The 22,451-nt window shown below is 66.8% G+C and carries 23 protein-coding genes and 2 riboswitches; of the genes, 15 read left to right on the top strand and 8 right to left on the bottom strand.

Annotated elements, in window-relative coordinates; translation table 11 throughout:
* Nucleotides 1-24: 24 nt before the first annotated feature.
* A complete protein-coding gene (gene groL / locus ACUXVE_RS11160; RefSeq protein ID WP_093818132.1) occupies nt 25-1,674 on the top strand; it encodes a chaperonin GroEL in 1,650 nt (549 codons plus the stop codon).
* Nucleotides 1,675-1,927: 253 nt separating this feature from the next.
* On the opposite strand, the gene ACUXVE_RS11155 is transcribed toward groL, so the two are convergent.
* Nucleotides 1,928-3,091, bottom strand: coding sequence for a serine hydrolase domain-containing protein (locus tag ACUXVE_RS11155; protein ID WP_445514407.1), 1,164 nt, complete (start codon nt 3,089-3,091; stop codon nt 1,928-1,930).
* Between the two features lie 178 nt (nt 3,092-3,269).
* Between ACUXVE_RS11155 and ACUXVE_RS11150 the strand changes: the two genes are divergently transcribed.
* The 5 genes from ACUXVE_RS11150 (at nt 3,270) to ACUXVE_RS11130 (ending at nt 6,590) form a co-directional block, all read left to right on the top strand.
* Nucleotides 3,270-3,770: a MarR family winged helix-turn-helix transcriptional regulator gene (locus ACUXVE_RS11150; RefSeq protein ID WP_445514406.1), complete on the top strand. Its 501-nt coding sequence runs from the start codon at nt 3,270-3,272 to the stop codon at nt 3,768-3,770.
* Entirely contained in the window at nt 3,767-4,504 is a 738-nt protein-coding gene (locus tag ACUXVE_RS11145; protein ID WP_445514405.1) for a DNA alkylation repair protein, read from the top strand. The genes ACUXVE_RS11150 and ACUXVE_RS11145 overlap by 4 nt, the downstream gene beginning before the upstream one ends.
* A 76-nt stretch (nt 4,505-4,580) precedes the next feature.
* The gene (locus tag ACUXVE_RS11140; protein ID WP_093818128.1) at nt 4,581-4,919 is read left to right on the top strand and encodes a DUF6616 family protein; all 339 of its coding nucleotides are present in this window, start codon (nt 4,581-4,583) and stop codon (nt 4,917-4,919) included.
* 84 nt (nt 4,920-5,003) lie between these two features.
* Nucleotides 5,004-5,264, top strand: a complete 261-nt coding sequence (locus tag ACUXVE_RS11135) for a hypothetical protein (RefSeq protein WP_089237217.1) — start codon at nt 5,004-5,006, stop codon at nt 5,262-5,264.
* 252 nt (nt 5,265-5,516) lie between these two features.
* A complete protein-coding gene (locus ACUXVE_RS11130; protein WP_093818127.1) occupies nt 5,517-6,590 on the top strand; it encodes a 3-deoxy-7-phosphoheptulonate synthase in 1,074 nt (357 codons plus the stop codon).
* A gap of 171 nt (nt 6,591-6,761) precedes the next feature.
* On the opposite strand, the gene ACUXVE_RS11125 is transcribed toward ACUXVE_RS11130, so the two are convergent.
* Nucleotides 6,762-7,379 carry a trimeric intracellular cation channel family protein gene (locus ACUXVE_RS11125; protein ID WP_032952083.1) on the bottom strand — a complete coding sequence of 206 codons (618 nt, stop codon included), beginning with the start codon at nt 7,377-7,379 and terminating at the stop codon, nt 6,762-6,764.
* An 84-nt stretch (nt 7,380-7,463) separates the two neighbouring features.
* Nucleotides 7,464-7,567, bottom strand: a riboswitch (glycine riboswitch).
* A 13-nt stretch (nt 7,568-7,580) separates the two neighbouring features.
* Nucleotides 7,581-7,670, bottom strand: a riboswitch (glycine riboswitch).
* Nucleotides 7,671-7,710: 40 nt separating this feature from the next.
* On the opposite strand from ACUXVE_RS11125, the gene ACUXVE_RS11120 reads away from it, so the two are divergent.
* Nucleotides 7,711-7,968 carry a GIY-YIG nuclease family protein gene (locus ACUXVE_RS11120; RefSeq protein WP_222388292.1) on the top strand — a complete coding sequence of 86 codons (258 nt, stop codon included), beginning with the start codon at nt 7,711-7,713 and terminating at the stop codon, nt 7,966-7,968.
* A gap of 72 nt (nt 7,969-8,040) precedes the next feature.
* Nucleotides 8,041-8,466 (top strand): nuclear transport factor 2 family protein, encoded by a 426-nt coding sequence (locus ACUXVE_RS11115; RefSeq protein WP_222388293.1) that lies wholly within the window; start codon nt 8,041-8,043, stop codon nt 8,464-8,466.
* 67 nt (nt 8,467-8,533) lie between these two features.
* Here ACUXVE_RS11115 and ACUXVE_RS11110 read toward each other — a convergent pair whose 3' ends face one another.
* Entirely contained in the window at nt 8,534-9,814 is a 1,281-nt protein-coding gene (locus ACUXVE_RS11110) for an NAD(P)/FAD-dependent oxidoreductase (protein WP_093818123.1), read from the bottom strand.
* A gap of 121 nt (nt 9,815-9,935) precedes the next feature.
* Between ACUXVE_RS11110 and ACUXVE_RS11105 the strand changes: the two genes are divergently transcribed.
* Nucleotides 9,936-10,730, top strand: coding sequence for an NYN domain-containing protein (locus ACUXVE_RS11105; protein WP_025879390.1), 795 nt, complete (start codon nt 9,936-9,938; stop codon nt 10,728-10,730).
* Between the two features lie 57 nt (nt 10,731-10,787).
* Here the strand turns inward: ACUXVE_RS11105 and ACUXVE_RS11100 are convergent, their stop codons facing one another.
* On the bottom strand, nt 10,788-10,979 hold the full coding sequence (locus tag ACUXVE_RS11100) for a hypothetical protein (protein WP_445514404.1): 192 nt from the start codon (nt 10,977-10,979) through the stop codon (nt 10,788-10,790).
* Nucleotides 10,980-11,057: 78 nt separating this feature from the next.
* Here ACUXVE_RS11100 and ACUXVE_RS11095 point away from each other — a divergent pair, with 78 nt between their 5' ends.
* Nucleotides 11,058-11,678 carry a glutathione S-transferase family protein gene (locus tag ACUXVE_RS11095; protein ID WP_093818121.1) on the top strand — a complete coding sequence of 207 codons (621 nt, stop codon included), beginning with the start codon at nt 11,058-11,060 and terminating at the stop codon, nt 11,676-11,678.
* A 68-nt stretch (nt 11,679-11,746) separates the two neighbouring features.
* Here ACUXVE_RS11095 and ACUXVE_RS11090 read toward each other — a convergent pair whose 3' ends face one another.
* Nucleotides 11,747-13,936, bottom strand: a complete 2,190-nt coding sequence (locus ACUXVE_RS11090) for a primosomal protein N' (RefSeq protein ID WP_445514434.1) — start codon at nt 13,934-13,936, stop codon at nt 11,747-11,749.
* A gap of 414 nt (nt 13,937-14,350) precedes the next feature.
* On the opposite strand from ACUXVE_RS11090, the gene ACUXVE_RS11085 reads away from it, so the two are divergent.
* The 4 genes from ACUXVE_RS11085 (at nt 14,351) to sppA (ending at nt 19,503) form a co-directional block, all read left to right on the top strand.
* Nucleotides 14,351-15,352 (top strand): hypothetical protein, encoded by a 1,002-nt coding sequence (locus ACUXVE_RS11085; protein WP_222388295.1) that lies wholly within the window; start codon nt 14,351-14,353, stop codon nt 15,350-15,352.
* Nucleotides 15,345-15,920 carry a DUF3106 domain-containing protein gene (locus tag ACUXVE_RS11080; RefSeq protein WP_222388296.1) on the top strand — a complete coding sequence of 192 codons (576 nt, stop codon included), beginning with the start codon at nt 15,345-15,347 and terminating at the stop codon, nt 15,918-15,920. Before ACUXVE_RS11085 ends, ACUXVE_RS11080 begins: the two co-directional genes overlap by 8 nt.
* 181 nt (nt 15,921-16,101) lie before the next feature.
* Nucleotides 16,102-17,466: an MATE family efflux transporter gene (locus ACUXVE_RS11075; protein WP_093818117.1), complete on the top strand. Its 1,365-nt coding sequence runs from the start codon at nt 16,102-16,104 to the stop codon at nt 17,464-17,466.
* Nucleotides 17,467-17,580: 114 nt separating this feature from the next.
* Nucleotides 17,581-19,503: a signal peptide peptidase SppA gene (gene sppA / locus ACUXVE_RS11070; protein WP_117311519.1), complete on the top strand. Its 1,923-nt coding sequence runs from the start codon at nt 17,581-17,583 to the stop codon at nt 19,501-19,503.
* A gap of 167 nt (nt 19,504-19,670) precedes the next feature.
* On the opposite strand, the gene ACUXVE_RS11065 is transcribed toward sppA, so the two are convergent.
* Complete coding sequence (locus ACUXVE_RS11065) at nt 19,671-19,874, bottom strand: hypothetical protein (protein WP_093818115.1); 204 nt, start codon at nt 19,872-19,874, stop codon at nt 19,671-19,673.
* Nucleotides 19,875-19,985: 111 nt separating this feature from the next.
* Here ACUXVE_RS11065 and ACUXVE_RS11060 point away from each other — a divergent pair, with 111 nt between their 5' ends.
* The gene (locus ACUXVE_RS11060; RefSeq protein WP_025879399.1) at nt 19,986-20,762 is read left to right on the top strand and encodes an SDR family oxidoreductase; all 777 of its coding nucleotides are present in this window, start codon (nt 19,986-19,988) and stop codon (nt 20,760-20,762) included.
* A gap of 48 nt (nt 20,763-20,810) precedes the next feature.
* Here ACUXVE_RS11060 and ACUXVE_RS11055 read toward each other — a convergent pair whose 3' ends face one another.
* Together ACUXVE_RS11055 and ACUXVE_RS11050 are read right to left on the bottom strand one after the other, a co-directional pair.
* Nucleotides 20,811-21,548 carry a hypothetical protein gene (locus ACUXVE_RS11055; RefSeq protein WP_093818114.1) on the bottom strand — a complete coding sequence of 246 codons (738 nt, stop codon included), beginning with the start codon at nt 21,546-21,548 and terminating at the stop codon, nt 20,811-20,813.
* Between the two features lie 167 nt (nt 21,549-21,715).
* On the bottom strand, nt 21,716-22,423 hold the full coding sequence (locus ACUXVE_RS11050) for a DUF4124 domain-containing protein (protein ID WP_222388298.1): 708 nt from the start codon (nt 22,421-22,423) through the stop codon (nt 21,716-21,718).
* Between the last annotated feature and the right edge of the window lie 28 nt (nt 22,424-22,451).

Raw genomic sequence — 22,451 nt, 5'->3', positions numbered from 1 at the left:
GGCGCTACCAATGAGGTAAACGCAATGGCTGCCAAGGATATTCGTTTCGGTGAAGACGCCCGTTCGCGCATGGTGCGCGGCGTCAACGTTCTCGCCAATGCCGTCAAGGCCACCCTGGGCCCGAAGGGCCGCAACGTCGTGCTCGAGAAGAGCTTCGGCGCCCCGACCATCACCAAGGACGGCGTGTCCGTCGCCAAGGAAATCGAACTGGCTGACAAGTTCGAGAACATGGGCGCGCAGATGGTGAAGGAAGTCGCCTCGCGTACCAACGACGACGCCGGCGACGGCACCACCACCGCCACCGTGCTGGCCCAGGCCCTGATCCGCGAAGGCGCCAAGGCTGTTGCTGCCGGCATGAACCCGATGGACCTCAAGCGCGGTATCGACAAGGCCGTGGTGGCCGCCGTCGCCGAGCTGAAGAACATCTCCAAGCCGACCGCTGACGACAAGGCCATTGCCCAGGTCGGCACGATCTCGGCCAACTCGGACGAGTCGATCGGCCAGATCATCGCCAACGCGATGAAGGAAGTCGGCAAGGAAGGCGTGATCACCGTTGAAGAAGGCTCGGGCCTGGACAACGAGCTGGACGTGGTCAAGGGCATGCAGTTCGACCGCGGCTACCTGTCCCCGTACTTCATCAACAACCAGCAGTCGCAGACCGCTGACCTGGATGACCCGTACATCCTGCTGCACGACAAGAAGATCTCCAACGTCCGTGACCTGCTGCCGGTGCTGGAAGGCGTCGCCAAGGCTGGCAAGCCGCTGCTGATCGTTGCCGAGGAAGTCGAAGGCGAAGCGCTGGCGACCCTGGTGGTCAACACCATCCGCGGCATCGTCAAGGTCGTGGCCGTCAAGGCGCCGGGCTTCGGCGACCGTCGCAAGGCGATGCTGGAAGACATGGCCGTGCTGACCGGCGGCACCGTGATCTCCGAGGAAGTCGGCCTGTCGCTGGAGAAGGCCACCATCAAGGACCTGGGCCGCGCCAAGAAGGTGCAGGTCTCCAAGGAAAACACCACCATCATCGATGGCGTGGGTGACAAGGCTGCGGTCGATTCGCGCGTTGCGCAGATCAAGACCCAGATCGAAGACACCTCCTCGGACTACGACCGCGAGAAGCTGCAGGAGCGCGTGGCCAAGCTGGCCGGTGGCGTTGCAGTGATCAAGGTCGGCGCGTCGACCGAAATCGAAATGAAGGAAAAGAAGGATCGCGTCGACGACGCCCTGCACGCGACCCGTGCGGCCGTTGAAGAAGGCGTGGTCCCGGGCGGCGGCGTTGCCCTGGTCCGTGCGGTCTCCGCACTGGCTGGCCTGAAGGGTGGCAACGAAGACCAGAACCACGGCATCCAGATCGCCCTGCGCGCGATGGAAGCCCCGCTGCGCGAAATCGTTGCCAATGCCGGTGAAGAGCCGTCGGTCATCGTCAACAAGGTCAAGGAAGGCACCGGCAGCTTCGGCTACAACGCCGCTACCGGCGAGTTCGGTGACATGCTGCAGTTCGGCATCCTGGACCCGACCAAGGTGACCCGTTCGGCGCTGCAGAACGCAGCCTCGATCGCAGGCCTGATGATCACCACCGAAGCCATGGTTGCCGAAGCTCCGAAGAAGGACGAGCCGGCCATGGGTGGCGCCGGTGGCATGGGCGGCATGGGTGGCATGGGCGGCATGGACTTCTAAGGTCCGCTGCACTGCTGCAATGAAAAACCCCGCCGCAAGGCGGGGTTTTTTGTGGGTGGCGTGTTGCCGCCAATGGGTCCATACCCGTGTATCCATACCCATGTGTCCATGCCAATGAATCCATGCCTACGGGTCCAGGCCAATGAATCCATGCCTACGGGTCCATGCCAATGAATCCATGCCTACGGGTCCATGCCAATGAATCCATGCCCATCGGTCCATGCCAGTAGATCCACGCCATGCGTGGATGGCGTCAGCGCACGAACACCTTCTGCGTGCCGTACTCCCAGTCCCACGGCACTCCGGTATCGCCCAGCACGAACGCCACCAGCGCCGGAAACACCGCCTCGGAGCGGACATCGTTGCCCAGCATCACCACGCAGCGCTGGCCCTGCTCGATGCACACCAGGGTGTTGCCCACCGCGTCATCGTGGCCGCCCTTGTAGAAGCCGGGCCCCTGCGGCCCGCGGAAGGTGACCACGCCCAGGCCGGCTGCCAGGTCCCTGCGCCGCTCCGCTACCGGCAGTTCCGCCTGCAGGGTCGGAAACTGGCTGGCCGTGGTGATCGGCAGCTGCGGACGTACCAGCTCCTGCCGCATCGCCGCTGAAAGGCCTTCGCCGCGGACATAGCCCGCCGCGAAGTTGGCCATGTCGGCGATGGTGGTATCCATCGAGCCGGCGGCCCGCACCCGGCTGCGCTCGTCATGCGGCTCGGGCGTGCCATCGGCGGTCCAGCCGTCGGCCAGGTTGGCGGCGAAATCCTCGCGCCACATCATGCTGGTGCGGGGCATGCCGAAGCGATCAAACACGCGCCGCTGCATCAGCGCGCCGATGTCCTGGCCAAGGCGCCCCCGTTCGAGCACGAACTGCAGCAGGATCAAGCCTTCGCCGGAATAGCCGTAGCGGCTGCCCGGATCGAAATGGAATTGCAGCCTGCCATCCGGTTCCAGAAACGCGAAGTTGGCAAAGCCGCTGCCATGATTGAGCAGCAGGCGCGGGGTGAGCCGGCGCCAGCGTTCGTCGCCGGCCAATACGCTGTAATCGGCGTAGTGCTTCGTATCGACGGGGTAGTCCGGCAACGGCTTGTCCAGATACGTGGCAATGCCGGCGTCCAGCGCGATCACCTGGTCCTGTGCCAGCTGCGCGACCAGGTGGCCAAAGGCCATCTTGGTCAACGAAGCGGCGTACATCACGGTGTCGGTACGCAGCGGTTCGCCGGCGGCGTTGCGCTCGCCATAGGCGGCCACGTGCACCACCTTGCCAGCGTCGATCACCGCCAGCGCCATGCCACGTGCGTGTGCGGCCTGCATCAGCCGTCGCGCCTGGGCATCAATGCGGGCTGGCGAGGGCAGCGGAGGGGGCGCGGCGACTACGGCGATCGGCAACAGCGTCAGCAACAACAGGACGACACGGCACATGCGTGGAACTCCTGGCGGGACGTGGCGCGATGCTACCGCAGCTTTGGCTGCCGGCGCCGATCGACCGTAGCCAGGCCCTGGGGCGGCGCCGCGTCATGCCCTGCGGCAACCCGGTCCGGGCTTGCGCCCTGCGGGATCGCAAATATAATAAGGCGCCTAATCATAATGGATATGATGGATGCTTGAAGCAAAACACACGGCTCTCATTCAAGAGGCTGGCCGTCGCGGCGATCCCCAGCTGGCCCAGCTTCGCCTGTGCTTCCAGCTGCTTTCGCTGTCCACCGCCATCGACCGCGACTGCGCCGCACGGTTGGCGCCGCACGGCCTCAGCGAAGGCCGTTTCGTGGTGCTGTTCCTCCTGCACGGCGCTGGTGGCACCTTGCCACCGCATACGTTGGCCGAGCGTGCCGGCGTCACCCGCGCCACCATCAGCGGACTGCTTGATGGTCTGCAGCGTGACGGCCTGCTGCAGCGGCGCAGTGACGCCGAGGACGGCCGCCGTCTGCAGATCGTGCTGACCGCGCGCGGCAAGCGCCTGGCTGACGATCTGTTCGACCAGCACACCCAATGGATCGGTGGACTGTTCAACGGCCTTGATTCCGGTGAACAGGTGCAGTTGTCGCTGCTGCTGGAAAAAGTCTGGCGACACACCGACGCAGGCCAGGAAACAGGCACATGAGCGGCACCATCGGCACGGCACGCCTGCAGGCACTCAATGCGGGCAGCGTATCCAGCACGCACCTGGCCGAGTGCCTCGCAGTGGACTTCGCCGCACTGCTGCAGGCGGTGGCACCGACCTTGCCCCAGGCATCCACGCAGCGCATGCGCGCCGCTGCAGGCAAGGGAATCACCCAGCGCATGGCATTGGCCGCAGCGGTGCTGCGCGAGGCGGGGCAGGGTGACGTGCACTGCTGGCAGGCGCATCCCTCCGACACCGTGCGCGGATGGGCCTGTTATCTGATCGGCGGCGACGTGCGGACGGCATTGGCCGACAAGCTGCAGGCGATGCGTCCGCTGGCAGATGATCCGCACTTCGGTGTGCGGGAATGGGCATGGTTGGCCCTGCGTAGCGATATCGTCGCCGAGCCGCTGGAAGCGCTTGCCCTGCTGCACCCCTGGACGCAGCAGCGCTCGCCCCGTCTGCGCCGCTTTGCCTGTGAGGCGCTTCGCCCCCGCGGTGTATGGGCCACGCACGTTGTGTTGTTCAAGCAGCAACCCGAGCACGCGTTGCCCCTGCTGGAGGCGCTCGCTGACGATCCCGAGCGCTACGTGCAGGACTCGGTCGGCAACTGGCTGAACGACGCCGGCAAGAGCCAGCCCGGATGGGTGCGCGATGTGTGCACGCGGTGGCAGTCAACGCACGACAGCTCAGCCAATAGGTACATCCGCAAGCGCGCGCTGCGCTCGCTGTAGCGCCGTACCGTTCACGCGCGTTTCCCGGTAGTGCCGGCCGCTGGCCGGCAATCCCACGACCCTCAAGGAAGACCACATGTCCCACCTCCTCATCGAGCTGTACGCGGCGACGCCGGCCTGGAAAGCGCTGTGCGCGGAACAGCGGAACGCCTTCTTCACCCGCATCGGCGCCGGCATGCAGCAATTGGATCCCGCACGCATCGCACCGTTGGCGATGGGCCGCGTGGCCAGCGACGTGTCATATGCCAGCACCGAGCAGTACTACGCGGTCTGGAGGTGCGGCAGCCGTGCAGATGCCGATGCCCTGGTGGCCGCCATCAGTGCTACTGGCTGGCATGACTACTTCGCCACCACCAATGCCGTGGGCGCGGTGGATGCGATGGCCCAGCACCTTGCGGATCTTGCAGCGCTGTAATGCGGCCTGCGGTGGCACATGCGCGTGTCATCCATTCCGGGTAAAGATGGCGCTCGGCCGTGTCCACCCGCAGGGAAGTCGAGCATGCAGAGCAAGATCCAGGTGACGTTGTACGGAGCGCTGGGCAGCAGTCCAGCGCTGCAGGTACCCGGCCTGGAAGGGCCGGTGGTGGCCATCCAGGAAGCCACCCTGCGGCAGCTGGTGTCCGATCTGTATACGGCCAGGTCCATGCTCAACCCCGAACAGCTTGATGAGGCCAGGCAGGAACTGGACCGGGTGGTCGAGCGTTGGGTCGACATCCACGAGACGCTGCTGCTGGATGTGGAAGTGCATGGTAGCCGATAGTCCGCTGAACCGCGCCCGCAGTTGCGGATGAAACAGTTGGCACCCGCCAAAACCCTGTGTTATCAATAGATCCCATGAACGCAACCCACGCCAGCTTTTATTGGTATTACTTTCCGAAGCCCCCGGCGGAGGAAGGATTGCGCTCACCCTGAAGAAAGCTTCAGACGCATTCCCGAAAGCCGCCAGCGAACCTGGCGGCTTTTTTCATGTCGCCACGCTGCGGACCCCCACCTTCCGTAGAGACCCCTCACCATGCCCCCGCACACCGACGACCTGCGTATCCGCACCATCGAACCGCTGACACCGCCTGCCCAGCTGCTGGCGATGCTGCCCTGCGATGACGAAGCCTCCGACACCGTCAGCGCTTCGCGCGCCGCCCTGCACCAGATCCTGCACGGCCGCGACGACCGCCTGGCGGTGGTGGTCGGGCCGTGCTCGATCCACGACCCGAAAGCCGCCATCGAGTACGCACAGCGCCTGAAGCCGATGCGCGATGCGCTGGCCGGCGAGCTGGAAATCGTCATGCGCGTGTACTTCGAGAAGCCGCGCACCACGGTGGGCTGGAAGGGCCTGATCAACGATCCGGACCTGGACGGCAGCTTCAAGATCGACAAGGGCCTGCGCATCGCCCGTGGCCTGCTGCGCGACATCAACAAGCTGGGCCTGCCGGCTGGCGTCGAGTTCCTCGACGTGATCTCGCCGCAGTACATCGCCGACCTGGTGGCATGGGGCGCGATCGGCGCACGCACCACCGAAAGCCAGGTGCATCGTGAACTTGCGTCGGGGCTGTCGTGCCCGGTCGGCTTCAAGAACGGCACCGACGGCAACGTCAAGATCGCCGCCGATGCCGTGGGCGCGGCCTCCAATCCGCATCACTTCCTGTCGGTCACCAAGCAGGGCGGCACCGCCATCGTCTCCACCACCGGCAACCCCGACTGCCATGTGATCCTGCGTGGTGGCAAGCAGCCGAACTACGATGCGGCCAGCGTGGCCGATGCCTGCCAGGCGCTGGCCAAGGCCAAGCTGCCGACGCGCCTGATGATCGATGCCAGCCACGCCAACAGCCTGAAGAACCACGAAAACCAGCCGAAGGTGATCGAAGACATCGCCACCCAGCTGGAAGACGGCGAGCAGCGCATCGTCGGTGTGATGGTCGAAAGCCACCTGGTCGGCGGTCGCCAGGAACTGGTGGAGGGCCAGCCGCTGGTCTACGGCCAGAGCATCACCGATGGCTGCATTGATTGGGACACCACCGTGCAGGTGCTGGAGCGGCTTGCCGCTGCCGTGCGCGCCCGCCGTGAGGTGAAGGTGTCCGAAGCCGCTTGAGTGCGGCACGTGTGTGGATGGCGGCCAGCGCCTGCGGGGGTGCGGCCGCGATCAGGGCCGGTCGGAGTTGGAGACCGGCCCGTCTGCACCGGCGATGCGCCTGGCGCTGCGCACTCTTGCCAGCGCCAGGTACATCGCCGGGGTGGTGTGAAACCCGGCGAACGTCAGCGCTCAATGCACTTCGTCGTGGTACACGAACTTCGGCATTTCCCAGCGGTAGTGGATGGCCAGCAGACGCACGGCGAAACCACCGCCCAGGCAGCACAGGATCGCCGTGGCATCGGCCACGCCCCAGTGCAGCAACAGCAGATACACCGCACCGGTCAGCAGCGAGATGATCGCGTACAGCTCCTTCTGGAAGATCAACGGCACCTCGTTGCAGAGGATGTCGCGCAGCACGCCGCCGAACGCGCCGGTGAGCATGCCGGCGATCAGCACGATCGGCAGTGCATGGCCGGCCTCGCGCGCGATCGAGCAGCCGATCAGGGTGAAGGCGATCAGGCCCAGGCCATCGAGCACCAGGAAGGTACGGCGGAAGTGGTGCATCCAGCGCGCCACCCAGGTGGCGATCAGCGCCGCGCACACGGTGAAGCCGAGGTACTCGGGGTGTTTCACCCAGCCCAGCGGATAGTGGCCAAGCAGGATGTCGCGCAGCGAGCCGCCGCCGAGGGCGGTGACACAGGCGATCATGACCACGCCGAACAGGTCCATGCGGCGGCGGCCGGCAGACAGGGCACCGGTCATGGCTTCGGCGGAAATGGCGATCAGGTAGATGATGGACAGCAGCATGGGACAGGCTCCGGGCGCGGTGGGGCCGGCCATGCGCACATACCGCCACTGCCTGCGCAATGACGGGATGACGATGACCGGTGCCGCTCCCGCTGTCCTTTTGCCTGAGAGTTCAGCGGCGTGAGCCGCGTGCCCCTTCGGCGGATCGTCCCGGGCGTGCCCGGTGACCTCTCTCCAGCTCGGCGAGTCGAATGCATGGTTGGTGGGATTCCAGCCCACCGGCCTGAGCGATCATGGGAGCCTGCGCCTTCGGCGGGCGCCAGCGCGGCGCCTCTCTCCTGCATTCGGGCGGCAGTATATCCGCTGCAGTGCAGCACGGCATAATCCGGCCATGGTTTCGCCTTCCCGCCCGTGGTTCCTGTACCTGCTCGAATGCCGCGACGGCAGCTATTACGCCGGCATCAGCACCGACGTGCCGGCCCGCTTTGCTGCCCACCAGGCCGGCAAGGGGGCCCGCTACACCCGGTCGCGGCCGCCACTGCGGGTCCTGGCGGTGCGTGAGTACCCAGACCGGGCAGCGGCCTCACGTGCCGAATGGGAGCTCAAGCGGCAGCCGCGCGAACGCAAGCTGGCCTGGCTGTTGCAGTAGATCCACGGCATGCGTAGATCGGGCGCATCCGGCCATGCCATGATCGCCCAGCCCTCAGCGCTGGAGACCCGGATGTCCACGCTTGCCCTGTTGTTCGCTGTCGCTGCGGCGACAAGCCCTGTCGCCGACGCCGCCACGATCGCAGCCATCGAAGCCACCTGCCACGACTACGTGGATGGCCAGCTGGAGGCCGACCCGCAGCGCGTCGCCCGTTCCCTGCATCCGGACCTGGCCAAACGTGCGGTGCTCGGTGATACACCGGACGAGCGCCTGGGCCTGCGCCGGATGTCGAAGGAAGAGCTGGTTGCGTTGACCAAGCAGGGCGCGTTGAAGACCCCGAAGGATCAATGGGATCGCCGCTGCACGGTGTTGGACGTGACCGGCAACGTCGCATCGGTGCGGCTGGAAACCCCGTGGTTCGTCGACTACTTCCACATGGGCCGCTTCGAGCAGCGCTGGGTCATCGTCAACGCGCTGTGGTACCCGAAGCCGAAGTAGAGCCACGCCCTGCGTGGCTGCGCTCCATGCAACCTGCACAGAAATTCATCCACGCATGGTGTGGACCCTACCGCTTCGGCCGCCGGTCTTCGCGGTCATCGCCGAAGATGATCCGCGCGCTGCGCTGGTAGCTCCAGTACGCCACCGCCCAGTTCAACAGCACCACGACGCGGTTGCGGAACCCGATCAGGAAGAACACGTGCGCGGCCAGCCAGAACCACCAGGCCAGCACGCCGGACAGCTGCAACTTGCCCAGGTGCACGATCGCGGCCATGCGGCCGATGGTGGCCAGGTTGCCGAAGTCGGCGTACTTGAACGGCCCGGGTGCTGCCTTGCCATGCAGGCGCGCGCGGATCACGTCCGCCACGTACTTGCCCATCTGCTTGGCGGCAGGCGCAACGCCCGGTACCGGTTTGCCGTTGGCCTGGTTCAGCGCAGCAAGGTCGCCGGCCACGAACAGTTCCGGATGACCAGGCAGGGTCAGGTCGGGCTGCACCTGCACGCGACCGGCGCGGTCCAGCGGCACGTCCAGGGTGCGCGCCAACGGTGAGGCGGCCACGCCGGCGGCCCAGACCACGGTACGCGCGGGCACGAACTGGTCGCCCAGCTTGAAGCCCTGTCCATCAATGTGGCTCACCGGCGTGCCGGTCATCACTTCCACGCCCAGTTTTTCCAGCTGCCGGCGTGCCTTCAGCGAAAGCACTTCGGGGAAGGTGGACAACACGCGCGGACCGGCCTCGACCAGCCGTACCTTGGCGCTGGCCGGATCGATGTGGCGGAATTCATTGCGCAGCGTATGCCGGGCGATTTCCGCGAGGGTGCCGGCCAGCTCGACGCCGGTCGGCCCACCGCCCACCACGGCAAAGCTCAGCCATGCCGCCTTCTTTTCCGGGTCCGGTTCGGCTTCGGCGCGTTCGAACGCCAGCAGCAGTTTGCGCCGCAGGGCGATGGCATCGTCGAGCGTCTTCAGGCCGGGTGCATCGTCGGCCCATTCGTCGTGACCGAAGTAGGCGTGGGTGGCACCGGTGGCCAGCAGCAGGCTGTCGTAGTCCAGCGTGCTGCCATCGGCCATGCGTATCTGGCGGGCCTGCTTGTCGATGGCCACCACTTCACCCAGCCGCACCTCCACGTTGCGCTGGTGGCCGAGGATGTGGCGCAGCGGTGCGGCGATATCCGGAGCGGACAGCCCGGCGGTGGCCACCTGGTAAAGCAGCGGCTGGAACAGGTGGTGGTTGCGACGGTCGACCAGGGTGATGCGTATGCGTTCGCGGGCCAGCGCACGGGTGGCCCACAGGCCGGCGAAACCGCCGCCGACTACGACCAGGTGGGGGACGCGATCACGACTCATCGACTCACTCCAGGGGGGCATGGGGGAAGTGCCTGGCATCTTCGCACGGCCGCTCCTTGTCACGTCAGCGTGCATCGGGATCGGCGATACTCGGGTTCAGGCAACTGCCCGTGAGGAGTTCATGAGCGAACCGGAAAAGCGCATCGCCCTGTTGATCGACGCCGACAATGCACCGGCCTCGAAGATCGACGAAGTCCTGGCCGAGGTCGCGCGCTACGGTGTGGCCAACGTCCGCCGTGCCTACGGCAACTGGAAGAGCCCACGACTGAAGGGCTGGGAGGCGGTGCTGCACGAGTATGCGATCCGCCCGATCCAGCAGTTCGCCTACAGCAAGGGCAAGAACGCGTCGGACATGGCGATGGTGATCGACGCGATGGATCTGCTGTATGCGCGCAACCTGGATGGCTTCGCAATCGTGTCCAGCGATGCCGACTTCACTCCGATGGTGATGCGCCTGCTGACCGATGGCGTGAAGGTGTATGGCTTCGGCGAAAAGAAAACGCCCGAACCCTTCGTCAACGCGTGCTCGAAGTTCACCTACCTCGAAGCGTTGGGCCAGACCCACGCCAGCGTGCAGGATGTGGAGCAGGCAGCGAACGAACAATCATCGAACGGACAGGCGCCCAGCGAGCAGGCCACCAGCGATGATGCGCGCCCACGCAAGAGCGGGGCGGAAATGCGCAGCGACACGCGTCTGGTGAAGATGCTGCGCCGTGCGGTGTCCTCGGCAGAAGGCGAGGATGGCTGGTCACACCTGGGTCCGGTCGGCAGCCAGATCGGCAACCAGGCCTCGTTCGATCCGCGCAACTACGGTTACGGCAAACTCAGCGATCTGCTGGCGGCGATCGGTTTGTTCGAACTGAAGAAGGACGGTAAGTCCTCCTACGTACGCGCGCTGCCGAAGAAGAACCGGTAGCGCCGGGCGTTGCCCAGCGTGTGCCGGTCGCGCAGCACTGCAGAAGACATGGTGTGGCTACAGCGTACGTGCGCTGGAGCCGGCATAGCCTTCCGCAAATCCGTTGGCGAATTCTTCAACGCCATTGAAGGCCAGCAGCAGCACGCCGGCGCACAGCAGCATGTTGCGGTTCGAGCGCCGGTACCCGAGCACCAGCATCACCAGTCCTGCTGCCAGAAGCGTGTAGTTCACTGCATCCCATGCGGTCATGTCGTCTCTCCCTGTGGATGGGCGTATCGTAGCGGCTCCGCGCCATCGCGGCGCACTGCTGCACACAAGGAAACCCGCATGTTGAAGATCTGGGGCCGCCGCAATTCCAGCAACGTCCGCAAGGTGCTGTGGTGCGCCGAGGAAATCGGCCTGCCGTACGAGTCCATCGAAGTGGGTGGCAGCCACGGTGGCACGCAGTCGCCGGAGTACGTGGCGATGAACCCGAACGGCCTGGTGCCGGTGATCGAAGACCACGGCCTGCCGCTGTGGGAGTCGAACACCATCGTGCGCTACCTCAGTGCGCGCTATTCGCTGGGCACGCTGTATGCCGAAGATCCGATGGAGCGCGCCCAGGCCGAAAAGTGGATGGACTGGAGCACCTCGCGGATGGCGCCGCTGTACTCCGAACTGATCTGGGGCATCATGCGCACCGCACCGGCCGACCGCGATGAGGCGCGCATCAATGCAGCGATCGTGCGCGCCGGTGATTTCCTGGCGCTGCCCAACGCAACTCTGGCCAGGCAGCCGTGGCTGTCGGGCGAGACGTTCGCCATGGGTGACATCGCGCTGGGCTCGTTGATCTACGCCTGGTTCGAACTGCCGATCCAGCGCCCGGACCTGCCGCACCTGGCCGAGTGGTATGCACGTCTGCGCGAACGCCCGGCGTACCAGCGCGGCGTGATGTCACCGATGACGTAAGCGCAGGGGCGACGTTCGGGGTCCGAACCCTTTTCTGCGGAAAGGGATCCGACCCCAGCGCATTGCCCTCAGTACAGATCCGTCGGATCCACATCCAGCGACCAGCGCACCTTGCGTGCCTCCGGCAGCGCGTACAACTGCGGCACCAGCTGTGCCAGTACCCCGTGCAGCGGCGGCCGCTGTGCTGCCGACAGCAGCAGCTGCGTGCGCTGATAACCGGCACGGCGTGGCATTGGCGCCGGCATCGGCCCGTAGGCCTCCACCATGTCCTGTTCACCCAGCAGTTTCCGCGCAGCGAGCAGGAACGCGTTGGCATGCTCGACCTGTTGTGCTTCGGCACGCATCAATGCCAGGTGCGCGAAGGGCGGGAACCCGGCTGCCTGGCGCTGGTTGAGTTCGGCCTGCGCGAACGGGTGGTAGCCACCGTTGACCAGCGTCTCCAGCAGCGGATGGCCCGGATGATGGGTCTGCAGCCACACTTCACCCGGATCGCGCGCGCGACCGGCGCGGCCGGCTACCTGGATCAGCTGCTGCGCCAGTTTTTCGCTGGCGCGGAAATCGGCCGAGAACAGCCCTTCGTCGATGCCCACCACCACCACCAGCGTCAGCTTGGGCAGGTCGTGGCCCTTGGCCAGGATCTGCGTGCCGACCAGGATGCCGGGCGCGTTGCCGAGCTTGGCCAGCTGCTGCTCCAGCGCATCGCGGCGGGCGGTGGTGCCACGGTCGATGCGCACCACCGTGAAATCGGCGAAGGCACTGACCAGGTGTTCTTCCAGCCGCTCGGTGCCGATGCCCTGTGGCTGCAGGGCCAGGCTGCCACAGGCGGGGCAGGCCAGTGGTGCCGGCTGCCGCGCACCGCAGTGATGGCATTGCAGGCGACGGCCACCGCCATGCACGGTCATCGGTGCATCGCAGCGGTTGCAGGGTGCGGTCCAGCCGCAGTCGTGGCACAGCAGCACCGGCGCATAGCCGCGTCGGTTCTTGAACACCAGCACCTGCTGGCCACGCTGCAGGTGTTCGCCGATGCCGGCCAGTACGTCGGCGGAAAGGCCATCGCGCAGCGGACGCTTGCGGACGTCGAGGATGCGCACGCGCGGCGGCCGGGCATCACCGGCGCGCTGCTTCAGGCGCAGGTGCGCATAGCGGCCGGCATAGGCGTTGTGCAGGGTTTCCAATGACGGCGTGGCGCTGCCCAGCAGCACAGGAATGCCCTGCGCCTTGGCCCGCACCAGCGCGAAATCACGTGCGTGGTAGCGGATGCCGTCCTGCTGCTTGTAGCTGCCGTCGTGCTCTTCGTCCACGATCAGCAGGCCGGGCTGCGGCAGCGGAATGAACACCGCCGAACGCGTGCCCACGATCACCCGTGCTTCGCCGCGCGAGGCCGCAGCCCAGACCCGCGCGCGTTCGTTGTCGGTCAGCCCTGAGTGCAACGCATGCACGGCGATGCCGAGACGGCCGCGGAAGCGGGCCAGGGTCTGCGGGGTCAGGCCGATCTCGGGCACCAGCACCAGGGCCTGCCTGCCCTGCGCCAGGCAATGGATGATGGCCTGCAGGTAGACCTCGGTCTTGCCGCTGCCGGTCACCCCGTCCAGCAGGAATGCCTGGAAGCTCTCGGCGGCGGTGATTGCGGCCACCGCTTCGGCCTGCTCCGCATTGAGGGTGGGGCCGGGCAGGGGCTGGGCGTGCTGCGGCGCCACGCTCAGGGCGATGCGCTCGGCCAGGTCGCGCTTGCCCAGGCTGCGTGCGGCCACCCGCCAGTCCTGCATGCGTGCGGACAGGACATCTTCGTCCACCACCGCTTCGGCCAGCAGCTCGGCCAATTGCCGCGGTCGGCTGCCGGCGCGCAGCTTCTCGCGCTGTGCGTGGCCTTCGGCTGTCAGCTGCCAGCCCCAGTGATGGGTGTCGGGCAGCGGTTCGCCATGCCGCAGCGGGCCGGGCAGGGCGGTGCTCAGTACGTCGCCCAAGGGGGCGTGGGTATAGCGGGCCAGCCACTGCAGGCTCTGCCACAACTCGCCCTGCAGCAGCGGTGTGGTGTCACACCAGGCCAGTGCCTGGCGCAGGCCCTGGCTGTCCTCTACCTGCCCATGCCCTGCCACCACGCCGATCAGTTCGCGGTTGCCGAACGGAACCTTCAGCCGGCAGCCGACCGCTACCGTCGGGCCTTCGCCCTGCGGTGGCAGGTAGTCGAACAGGCGCGGCAGGGGCACGGGCAGGGCGACCTGCAGGGTCGGGACAGGGCCGGATTCAGGGGCGAGCATCGGGCCAGTGTAACGGCCCATGCGAGGGCGCATGGCAGTGGCAGATGCGACTGCCATGCCCTCCGGCGAATCATAAATGTCACCTAAATATCGGTGTCTATTGGAGATTCAGTCTTATCCACATCTTCTGTGGATAAGTCTGTGCGTTAGCGGCTCATGCCGCCGTATGAGGCCGATGGCGACGGCCTCACGCTTCGGTTGGTCAAAAAATAGCCACACTTTAAATTCAATATAAATCAACAACTTAAGTGTGAAACATTGCTGAAACAGGATGAATTCAGCCATTCCCGCAGGAATCGCCCGGTTGCCGCTTGGTGCTGTGCACAACCTGCAGCAGAAAGCGTCTGCAATCGCAAGTCCTGCCGGGCAGCGATGGGCTGCCGCTATCATGCCGCCAGACCTTTGGAGTGACCGATGACGGCTGTGCCCGCCCCTGTTTCCTCGACCGCGGCCGGCGCGCTGTCGGCATTTCTGCGTGGCGTCGAACGCCGTGCCCTGGTCGTGGCCGAACTGCAGTGCGGTGACCCCGCCCGTGCCGAACAGACGCTGGTGGCGGTGATGCGCGCCTTCGCCGCGGTCGCCAGCGACCTGCCGATGGCGCAGTGGCCCAGCCGCTTCTGGACCCTGCTGGGCCAGCGCCAGGCGCTGCGCGAGCCGGCCAGCGGTCAGTGGCCACCGTCATTGGCCGCGCTGGGTGAGATGGCACCCTTGCCGCGGCTGGCCCTGCTGCTGCGGGTGGGGGGCAGCCTGGACGAGAGCATCGCCACCCGCGTTCTGGATGTCGACGAAGAAGGCTATCAGCGCCTGTTGGCCACGGCCTGCCCACGCGATGCCGATGGCCAGCCCGACGCCGCTGCATGGCGCGCTCTGGCCGAACAGGTGCAGCTGCGTGTCCGCGACCTGCCGGCCAAGCGCCTACAGCAGCTGCAGCAGCCGTCCGCGCCAGCGGCCAACAATCAGGCGCCTGCGTCCAGCTGGCGTGCACCGCTGCGCGACGAACGCGCATCTGCAAGCGGCAAGCGTCGCCGCGCCAATGCCAAGCCGCGCTGGCGTGGCCCGGTGATCCTGTTGATCACCGTGGCGGTGCTGCTGCTGGCTGCGTTGGGCTGGCGCCATTGGCAGGGCCGTGCGCTGACTGCCGATGGCCCCCTGCCCGAAGGCGTGGTGGGTGAGGCCGGGCCGGTCACCGTCGAGGCGCTGCCCGCCAGCGATGTCCGCCCTGCTGCGGGCGGCGATGCGCAGGCCAGCGAAGATGCTGCGATGCTGGCCGACCGCGATTACCCGCTGCTGGCCGAGGCCGACATGCATGCCTGGAGTGCCGCCGGTGGTCCGTTGCCGGTGGACGAGTCACAACCCAAGCCGACCCACCCGGAACCGGTCGGCGCAGCGCTGGAAACCTCTGCTGCCGATGAATAAGCTCCTGCTCGCCGGCCTGCTGCTGGCCCTGCCGCTGTCGCTGGCGGCCGCTCCGCAATCAGTGAACGTGCCGCTGCCCGCACCGTCGGCAACACCATCGGCCGCGCCCACTGCGGCGTCCACTGCCGCGGCGTCATTCGCGCAACTCGATCCCGCCCAGCAACGCCAGCGCCGCAGCGAATACGCCGCATGGCGGGCACTGCCCGAGGGTGAGCGCGAACGCATCCGCCAGGCCGCCGCCCGCTTTGCCGCCTTGCCGGCCGACCAGCAGCAACGCCTGCGCGCGCAGTTCCAGGCACAGGACCAGGCCTTCCGCGAAGGCTGGCGGCTGGGCCCGCAACTGGGCGCCGAGTTCCCCAAGCTGCACGGCCTGTTCGGCTTCGTACCGCCGCAACAGCGTGATGCCGTGCTTGCCGTGCTGCGCCAGCTGAGTCCGTCGCAGTTGGCGCAGCTGGCCCTGGTCGCCCAGCGCACGCCGCCGCAGGAACGCGACAGCGTACGCAGCGCATTCCTGACGGTCCCCGCGGCCGAACGCGACACCTGGCTCAAGCGCCAGGCCGGCCAATAAGCGAAAAGGGGACGGAGGGAGTTAAGTCGTTTCTGGCTCGACTGTGCCGGATACGACTTAACTCCCTCCGTCCCCTTTATGGGGCAGTCATGGGAATGACCGCCCGGCGCGCGTAAGATGGCCGGCCGCAACCCGGTGCCTGTGCCCTTCGCGCGCAACCGTAGTTCGCGTCAAGCACCTTATGTCTACTGCAACCTCCACGCCGCGCTTCAGCAAGGAAGTCGGCGCTACCGGTCTGCTTGCCCTGCCGCTTGTGCTCGGGCACGTCTCCACCGGTCTGATCTCCTTCGTCGACAACGTGATTGCCGGCCACCATGCGACCTCCACCCTGGCCGCAGTGACCATCGGCACGGCGCTGCTGTGGCTGCCGATGCTGATTCCGATCGGCACGCTGATCTCGCTCACCGCCTCGGTGTCGCAGCTGCATGGCGCCGGCCGTGAGCGCGAGATCGGCCCGCTGTTCCGGCAGGCGCTGTGGCTGGCGCTGGGCCTGGGCCTGATCATGTTCACCTTCCTCACCGTGGTGCCGCCGCTGCTGCCGGCCTTCGGCATCGCCCCGGACATCGTGCCCGGCGCAACGGCCTTCCTGCATGCGGTGCGCTGGGGTGGCCCGGCGCTGACGCTGTACTTCTGCATGCGCTATCTCAGTGAAGGCATGCATTGGACGCTGCCGACCATGCTGCTCGGTTTTGGTGGCCTGCTGGTGCTCGCGCCGATGGGGTACGTGCTGGCCAACGGCAAGCTGGGCTTCCCGGAAATGGGCGCTGAAGGCCTGGGCATCGCCTCGGCGGTGATGATGTGGCTGCAGGCGATCGCCTTCGGTACCTACCTGTGGTTCACCAAGCGCTTTGCCCACCTGCAGCTGTTCTCGCACTTCGAGGGTCCGCGCTGGAAAGCGATCTGGGACCTGCTGCGCACCGGCCTGCCGATCGGCATCACCGTGCTGATGGAAGGTGGCCTGTTCATCGTCACCGCATTGCTGATCGGTCGCCTGGGTGCCAATGAAGCGGCCGCGCACCAGATCGCGATCAACGTGGCGCAGCTGTGCTTCATGATCCCGATGGGCGTGGCCGAGGCGACCACCGTGCGGGTCGGCCATGCGGTCGGCCGTGGCGATGGCTTCGGCGTGCGCCGTGCGGCGTGGGCCGGCTACGCGATCATCATGGGCACGCAGACGCTGTCGGCGGCGGTGCTGCTGTTCGGCCACGACGCCATCGTCGGCGTCTACACCAACGACCTGGCCGTGGCCGGGCTGGCCTCGACCCTGCTGCTGTATGCGGCCACCTTCCAGTTCCCCGATGGCATCCAGGTGCTGTCGGCCGGCGCACTGCGCGGCCTGAAGGACACCCGCGTGCCGATGTTCATCGCCATGTTCGCCTACTGGGGCCTGGGCATGCCGCTGGGCGCCGGGCTCGGCCTGGGCCTGGGCATGGGGCCGCAGGGCATGTGGATCGGCCTGATCGTCGGCCTGACCGCCGCCGCCATCCTGATGGGCTGGCGCCTGGGCCGCAGCAGCAAACGCATTGGCCAGTCCACGCTGGCCTGACATCGCGCCGGTCCCGGGCAACCGTGACTGGCGATCCCCTGACTTGTGTCCGATGCTGCCTCACGCGGCACCGGCTATGCTGTTACCACGGCAAGAAGCCATCCGGAGTGCTCCATGAACCAACCCGTGCCGCCGCTGCCCCCGGCGAACCGCAATCCTGTCGCCAGCTTCTTCATCGGGCTGTGGGACGTGATGAATTTCACCCGCCGGTTGATCCTCAACCTGGTGTTCTTCGGCCTGTTGCTGCTGGTGCTGGTGATGTTCATCGTCGCTGCGGGCATGGGCGCTGGTGCCAGCAAGGCGCTGCAGGACCGCACCACGCTGGTGATCGCGCCGGAAGGCCGCCTGGTCGAGCAGTACAGTGCCGATCCGGTCAGCCGCGCGCTGGCCAAGGCCGTCGGTGACAACGGTGCCGAGGAAGTGCAGCTGCGCGATCTGATCCGGGTGATCGAGAGCGCGCGCGATGACAAGAAGATCGAGCGGGTAGTGCTGGAACTGGACAAGCTGCAGCCGTCCGGTTTCGCCTCGCTGCGCGAAGTGTCCGCCGCGCTGCAGGACCTGCGTGCCTCGGGCAAGCAGCTGGTGGCCTTCAGCGAGAGCATGGGGCAGTCGCAGTATCTGCTCGCCGCACAGGCCGACGAGGTCTACCTGGACCCGATGGGTTCGGTGGTGCTGGAAGGCCTGGGTCGCTACCGCCAGTATTTCCGCACCGGCCTGCAGGACAAGCTGGGCGTGGACGTGCATCTGTTCAAGGTGGGCGAGTACAAGTCGGCCGCCGAGCCGTACGTGCTCGACGCGGCATCGCCGGCATCCAAGGAAGCCGATCTGTTCTGGATGAACGATGTGTGGCAGCGCTACCTCGGCGATATCGCCAAGGCCCGTCGCCTGGATCCGGCACAGCTGGCGGCCGGCATCGACACCCTGCCTGAAGGCGTCGCTGCCGCCGGCGGCGACCTGGCCAAGTTCGCCCTGCAGCAGAAGCTGGTGACCGCGCTGAAGACCCGCGAGGAATTCGAGGACCTGATGATCGAACGCGGCGTTGCTGACGAAGACGCCGACGGCGGCTTCCGCAACATCGATTTCGGCACCTACATGGCCCAGCTCGATGCGCGTCGCAACCCGGTTGATTCGCGTCCGCAGGTCGCCGTGGTGGTGGCCTCCGGTGAAATCAGCGGCGGCGATCTGCCGGCCGGCCGTATCGGCGGTGAATCGACTTCGGCGCTGCTGCGTGCGGCGCGCGACGATGACGACGTCAAGGCTGTGGTGCTGCGCGTGGATTCGCCGGGTGGCGAGGTCTACGCCTCCGAGCAGATCCGTCGCGAAGTGGTGGCCCTGCAGGCTGCGGGCAAGCCGGTGGTGGTGTCCATGGGCGACCTCGCTGCGTCCGGCGGCTACTGGATCAGCATGAACGCCGATCGCATCTATGCCGACCCGTCGACCATCACCGGTTCGATCGGCATCTTCGGCATGATCCCCAACTTCAGCCGTGCGCTGGACAAGTTCGGCGTGCACACCGACGGCGTCGGCACCACCCGTTTCGCCGGTGCCTTCGATGTCACCCGGCCGATGGACCCGGCGGTGGGCCAGGTCATCCAGTCGGTGATCAACAAGGGCTATGCCGATTTCACCGGCCGTGTCGCCGAGGCCCGCAAGAAGCCGGTCGAGGCGATTGACGAAGTGGCCCGTGGGCGTGTCTGGAGCGGCGCGCAGGCCAAGGAGCGCGGTCTGGTCGATGCCTTCGGTGGCCTGAAGGATGCCGTGGCCGACGCCGCTGGCCGTGCCAAGCTGGGCGCGACCGACAAGTACCGTGTGCGTTACATCGAGAAGGCGGCCACGCCGTTCGCGCAGTTCGTCAGCGGCTTTGCTGGCAGCCGCGCCGGCGCCTGGATGCTGGCCGATTCCGGCGTGGGCCGGATGATGCTGGCGCGCACCATGCCGGAAATCGATACGCAGCTGCGCTTCGTTGAAAATGCAGCGCGCGAGAAGGGCAATGGTGCACCGGTGAAGTCGCTGGCGTACTGCTTCTGCGGGTTCTGATGGCCCATCCACGCATGGCGTGGATCTACTGGGGATGTTCACGCATGGCGTGGATCGACCAGAAGTATCCACGCATGGCGTGGATCGACCAGAAGTATCCACGCATGGCGTGGACCTGCTGAACGCGCAACGCCCGGCTCTGGCCGGGCGTTGTTGTATGCGGGCATCTACTGCGCGTCGGCCTCTGCCTTGCGCTCCCGTTCGGCGGCCTCGTCCAGGGTCTTCTGCACGGCCTTTGCGCGGTCCACCGGTTGATTGATCGCCTTGGCCATCGCCTGCGGTTGCGGTGGTCGTTCGGGATCGGGTGGTGCAGGGCGCTGGCACCCGGCCAGCACGACGGCCGACAGCAGGACGGGAATCAGGACGCGCATGGCAGCTCTCCACGAGGGACGTGCAGCCAGTGTCGCATCCCGGGCGACGGACGGTCGTGAGCGCGTATCCTTGCCGCATCGAAACACAGCGGGCGCGGCCCCGGAGGACATATGACCCAGCAACGGTGGCGCCTGGATGGGCAGACGGCCCTGATCACCGGTGCCAGCGCCGGCATCGGCCTGGCGATCGCGCATGAACTGGCCGGTCTCGGCGCCGACCTGATGATCGTCGGCCGCGACCTGGACATGCTGGAGAGTGCCCGCGACGAACTGCTGGATGTGTATCCGCAGCACCAGGTGCACGCCTTGGCTGCCGATGTGTCCGACGATGAAGACCGCCGGCAGATCCTGGACTGGGTTGAGGACCACGCCGATGGCCTGCACATCCTGGTCAACAATGCCGGTGGCAACATCACCAAGCCCGCCACGGAGTATTCCGAAGACGAATGGCGCGGCATTTTCGAGACCAATCTGTTCTCGGCGTTCGAGCTGTCGCGCTATGCGCATCCGTTGCTCGCGCGCCACGCGTCATCGGCCATCGTCAACGTCGGCAGCGTGTCCGGCCTGACCCATGTGCGCAGCGGCGTGGTCTATGGCATGACCAAGGCGGCGATGCACCAGATGACCCGCAACCTCGCGGTGGAGTGGGCCGAGGATGGCATCCGGGTCAATGCAGTGGCGCCGTGGTACATCCGGACCCGTCGCACGTCCGGCCCGCTGTCCGATACCGACTACTACGAGGAAGTGATCGGCCGCACGCCGATGCGGCGCATCGGTGAGCCGGAGGAGGTGGCCTCGGCCGTGGGCTTCCTGTGCCTGCCGGCATCGAGCTATGTCACCGGCGAATGCATCGCGGTGGATGGTGGCTTCCTGCGATACGGGTTCTGACGGGACCACCCGTTGCGGATGGAGGCATCCACGGCGGGCGTGGATGCTTCACTTCGGCACGGGGCAGTCGCTGGCTTCCAGCACGGCCTGCAGGCGTTCACGTTCGCCGCGCGCTGCCGGTTGGTTTTCGGGCGCGGCAAAGCGCTCGCGACCGCGTGCATCGCGGAAGCGCTGCTGCCAGCTGCCGCAGCGCTGCGCTTCGGCCACTTCAGTGCAGCGGTCCCTGACCACCTCGCAGCTGGCGGCATTCACCGGTGTCGCCCCGCCCAGGCCCTGTACGTTCAACAGTTCGCAGCGGCCTGGTGCAGCCTCGTACTCATGCAGGTAGGAACCCCCCTGCGTGTCGATGCACTGGAAGATCGCCGGCAGCGGAGGCTTCGGTGGTGCGTCCTTGTCCGTGGCAGCGCCTTCACCGCGATCGTGCAGCATCGCGCTGTCGAGAATGGTGTCTCCTTCCGCGCTGTCGACCATCCGGGCTTCCATGACCGGTCGCTCTTCGCCGGCGCGTGGACTGGCCGACGTGGCGGCCGGCATGCCCGGTGTGGCGGTGGGGGATGACGCGGGCCAGGCCTGCGGGCCGGGCGGAGGCGCTTCCGGCATGGCAGCAACGGGCACCGCCCGTGCCGGATCGGCCACACGCTGCACGCGCTGCGTGCTGCCCTCGGGACAGGGTACGCGCTGGATGGTCTGCACGTCGCTGGCCGAGGTGCAGCGGTAGATCACCATGTCATCGGCCAACGCGTTGCCGGGCAACAGGGCCATGGCCAGCCAGATCAGTCTTCTCATGCGAGCAGCCTACAGCGGCGGCCCATGCCCGGGTAGGCGCCCCACCTGGGTTGGCACACGTAGGTCCCATGCCGTGGTAGTTGCCAACCTTGGTTGGCACCGCTGTCTGCCAGTGCCCACCAAGGTGGGCATCTACCAAAGAGGGGGGACCGTCCCCAGCACAGGGCTCAGCCGCCGCAGTCCTGCGCCAGCCGTGCGTCGATGCCACGCTGCTCCTTGCTGATCGCGGTGCGCTCGCTCTGCAGCGCGCTGTTGTAACGGCGGTCCAGTTCCCAGCGACGATCACGCAGGCGTGCGCACACTTCCTGCGGGGGCAGGGCATGGCAGGTATCGCGCACCAGGATGTTGCCGGCAGGCACGTTGACACCAACGCCCACTGACGGCGGGCGATACACCGGAGGCCTGCCGCCGATGGGGGTACCGATGGTGCTGCCGCTACCGGCCGGACGCGGCCCCGGATGCGGTCCGGGGTACGCACCGCCAGCATGACCGTGCGGGTACCAGACCGTGGTCCACAGCGGCACCCAGCGCGGATTCCCTTCGTTGTTGTCGCTGGTGTAGCGGTCGCCGTCTTCACTCACGCATTCGTACATCGGCTGTGGCGGCTGGATGTAGACATGGCGTACCTCGCGCTCGCGCATCGCTGGCGTCTGCACCGGTGCGGGCGGCGCGGTGTCGGTGCTGACCACCCGTGGCGGCGGGTCGCGCGGCCGTTGCAGGTCGCGCACCTGCTGGCGGCCGGCCGTGCAGGGCTTGTCCTGCAGCGCGACGGCACCATTGCTGCCGACGCAGCGATAGACCCGCACGTCGTCGGCGGCAAGGGCCGGCAACGACAGCAGCAGGGCCAGAGACAGGACAGGGCGCAGCAGCGTCATGGGCGCAGCGTGCGCGATCGGCAACGCC

The sequence above is a fragment of the Stenotrophomonas sp. 3(2025) genome, assembly GCF_052665395.1.
Note: the sequence above shows the minus strand (reverse complement) of the source record. Positions and strands in the feature narration are given on the sequence as shown.

Coding starts and splice junctions, on each gene's coding strand:
- ACUXVE_RS11125 (WP_032952083.1), bottom strand. CDS start 7,379: ATGCTGCTGTCCATCATCTACCTGATCGCCATTTCCGCCGAAGCCATG.
- ACUXVE_RS11055 (WP_093818114.1), bottom strand. CDS start 21,548: ATGAGAAGACTGATCTGGCTGGCCATGGCCCTGTTGCCCGGCAACGCG.
- ACUXVE_RS11065 (WP_093818115.1), bottom strand. CDS start 19,874: ATGCGCGTCCTGATTCCCGTCCTGCTGTCGGCCGTCGTGCTGGCCGGG.
- ACUXVE_RS11115 (WP_222388293.1), top strand. CDS start 8,041: ATGTCCACGCTTGCCCTGTTGTTCGCTGTCGCTGCGGCGACAAGCCCT.
- ACUXVE_RS11105 (WP_025879390.1), top strand. CDS start 9,936: ATGAGCGAACCGGAAAAGCGCATCGCCCTGTTGATCGACGCCGACAAT.
- ACUXVE_RS11150 (WP_445514406.1), top strand. CDS start 3,270: ATGCTTGAAGCAAAACACACGGCTCTCATTCAAGAGGCTGGCCGTCGC.
- ACUXVE_RS11100 (WP_445514404.1), bottom strand. CDS start 10,979: ATGACCGCATGGGATGCAGTGAACTACACGCTTCTGGCAGCAGGACTG.
- ACUXVE_RS11090 (WP_445514434.1), bottom strand. CDS start 13,936: ATGCTCGCCCCTGAATCCGGCCCTGTCCCGACCCTGCAGGTCGCCCTG.
- ACUXVE_RS11080 (WP_222388296.1), top strand. CDS start 15,345: ATGAATAAGCTCCTGCTCGCCGGCCTGCTGCTGGCCCTGCCGCTGTCG.
- ACUXVE_RS11130 (WP_093818127.1), top strand. CDS start 5,517: ATGCCCCCGCACACCGACGACCTGCGTATCCGCACCATCGAACCGCTG.
- ACUXVE_RS11145 (WP_445514405.1), top strand. CDS start 3,767: ATGAGCGGCACCATCGGCACGGCACGCCTGCAGGCACTCAATGCGGGC.
- ACUXVE_RS11095 (WP_093818121.1), top strand. CDS start 11,058: ATGTTGAAGATCTGGGGCCGCCGCAATTCCAGCAACGTCCGCAAGGTG.
- ACUXVE_RS11135 (WP_089237217.1), top strand. CDS start 5,004: ATGCAGAGCAAGATCCAGGTGACGTTGTACGGAGCGCTGGGCAGCAGT.
- ACUXVE_RS11110 (WP_093818123.1), bottom strand. CDS start 9,814: ATGAGTCGTGATCGCGTCCCCCACCTGGTCGTAGTCGGCGGCGGTTTC.
- ACUXVE_RS11075 (WP_093818117.1), top strand. CDS start 16,102: ATGTCTACTGCAACCTCCACGCCGCGCTTCAGCAAGGAAGTCGGCGCT.
- groL (WP_093818132.1), top strand. CDS start 25: ATGGCTGCCAAGGATATTCGTTTCGGTGAAGACGCCCGTTCGCGCATG.
- ACUXVE_RS11050 (WP_222388298.1), bottom strand. CDS start 22,423: ATGACGCTGCTGCGCCCTGTCCTGTCTCTGGCCCTGCTGCTGTCGTTG.
- ACUXVE_RS11120 (WP_222388292.1), top strand. CDS start 7,711: ATGGTTTCGCCTTCCCGCCCGTGGTTCCTGTACCTGCTCGAATGCCGC.
- sppA (WP_117311519.1), top strand. CDS start 17,581: ATGAACCAACCCGTGCCGCCGCTGCCCCCGGCGAACCGCAATCCTGTC.
- ACUXVE_RS11060 (WP_025879399.1), top strand. CDS start 19,986: ATGACCCAGCAACGGTGGCGCCTGGATGGGCAGACGGCCCTGATCACC.
- ACUXVE_RS11155 (WP_445514407.1), bottom strand. CDS start 3,091: ATGTGCCGTGTCGTCCTGTTGTTGCTGACGCTGTTGCCGATCGCCGTA.
- ACUXVE_RS11140 (WP_093818128.1), top strand. CDS start 4,581: ATGTCCCACCTCCTCATCGAGCTGTACGCGGCGACGCCGGCCTGGAAA.
- ACUXVE_RS11085 (WP_222388295.1), top strand. CDS start 14,351: ATGACGGCTGTGCCCGCCCCTGTTTCCTCGACCGCGGCCGGCGCGCTG.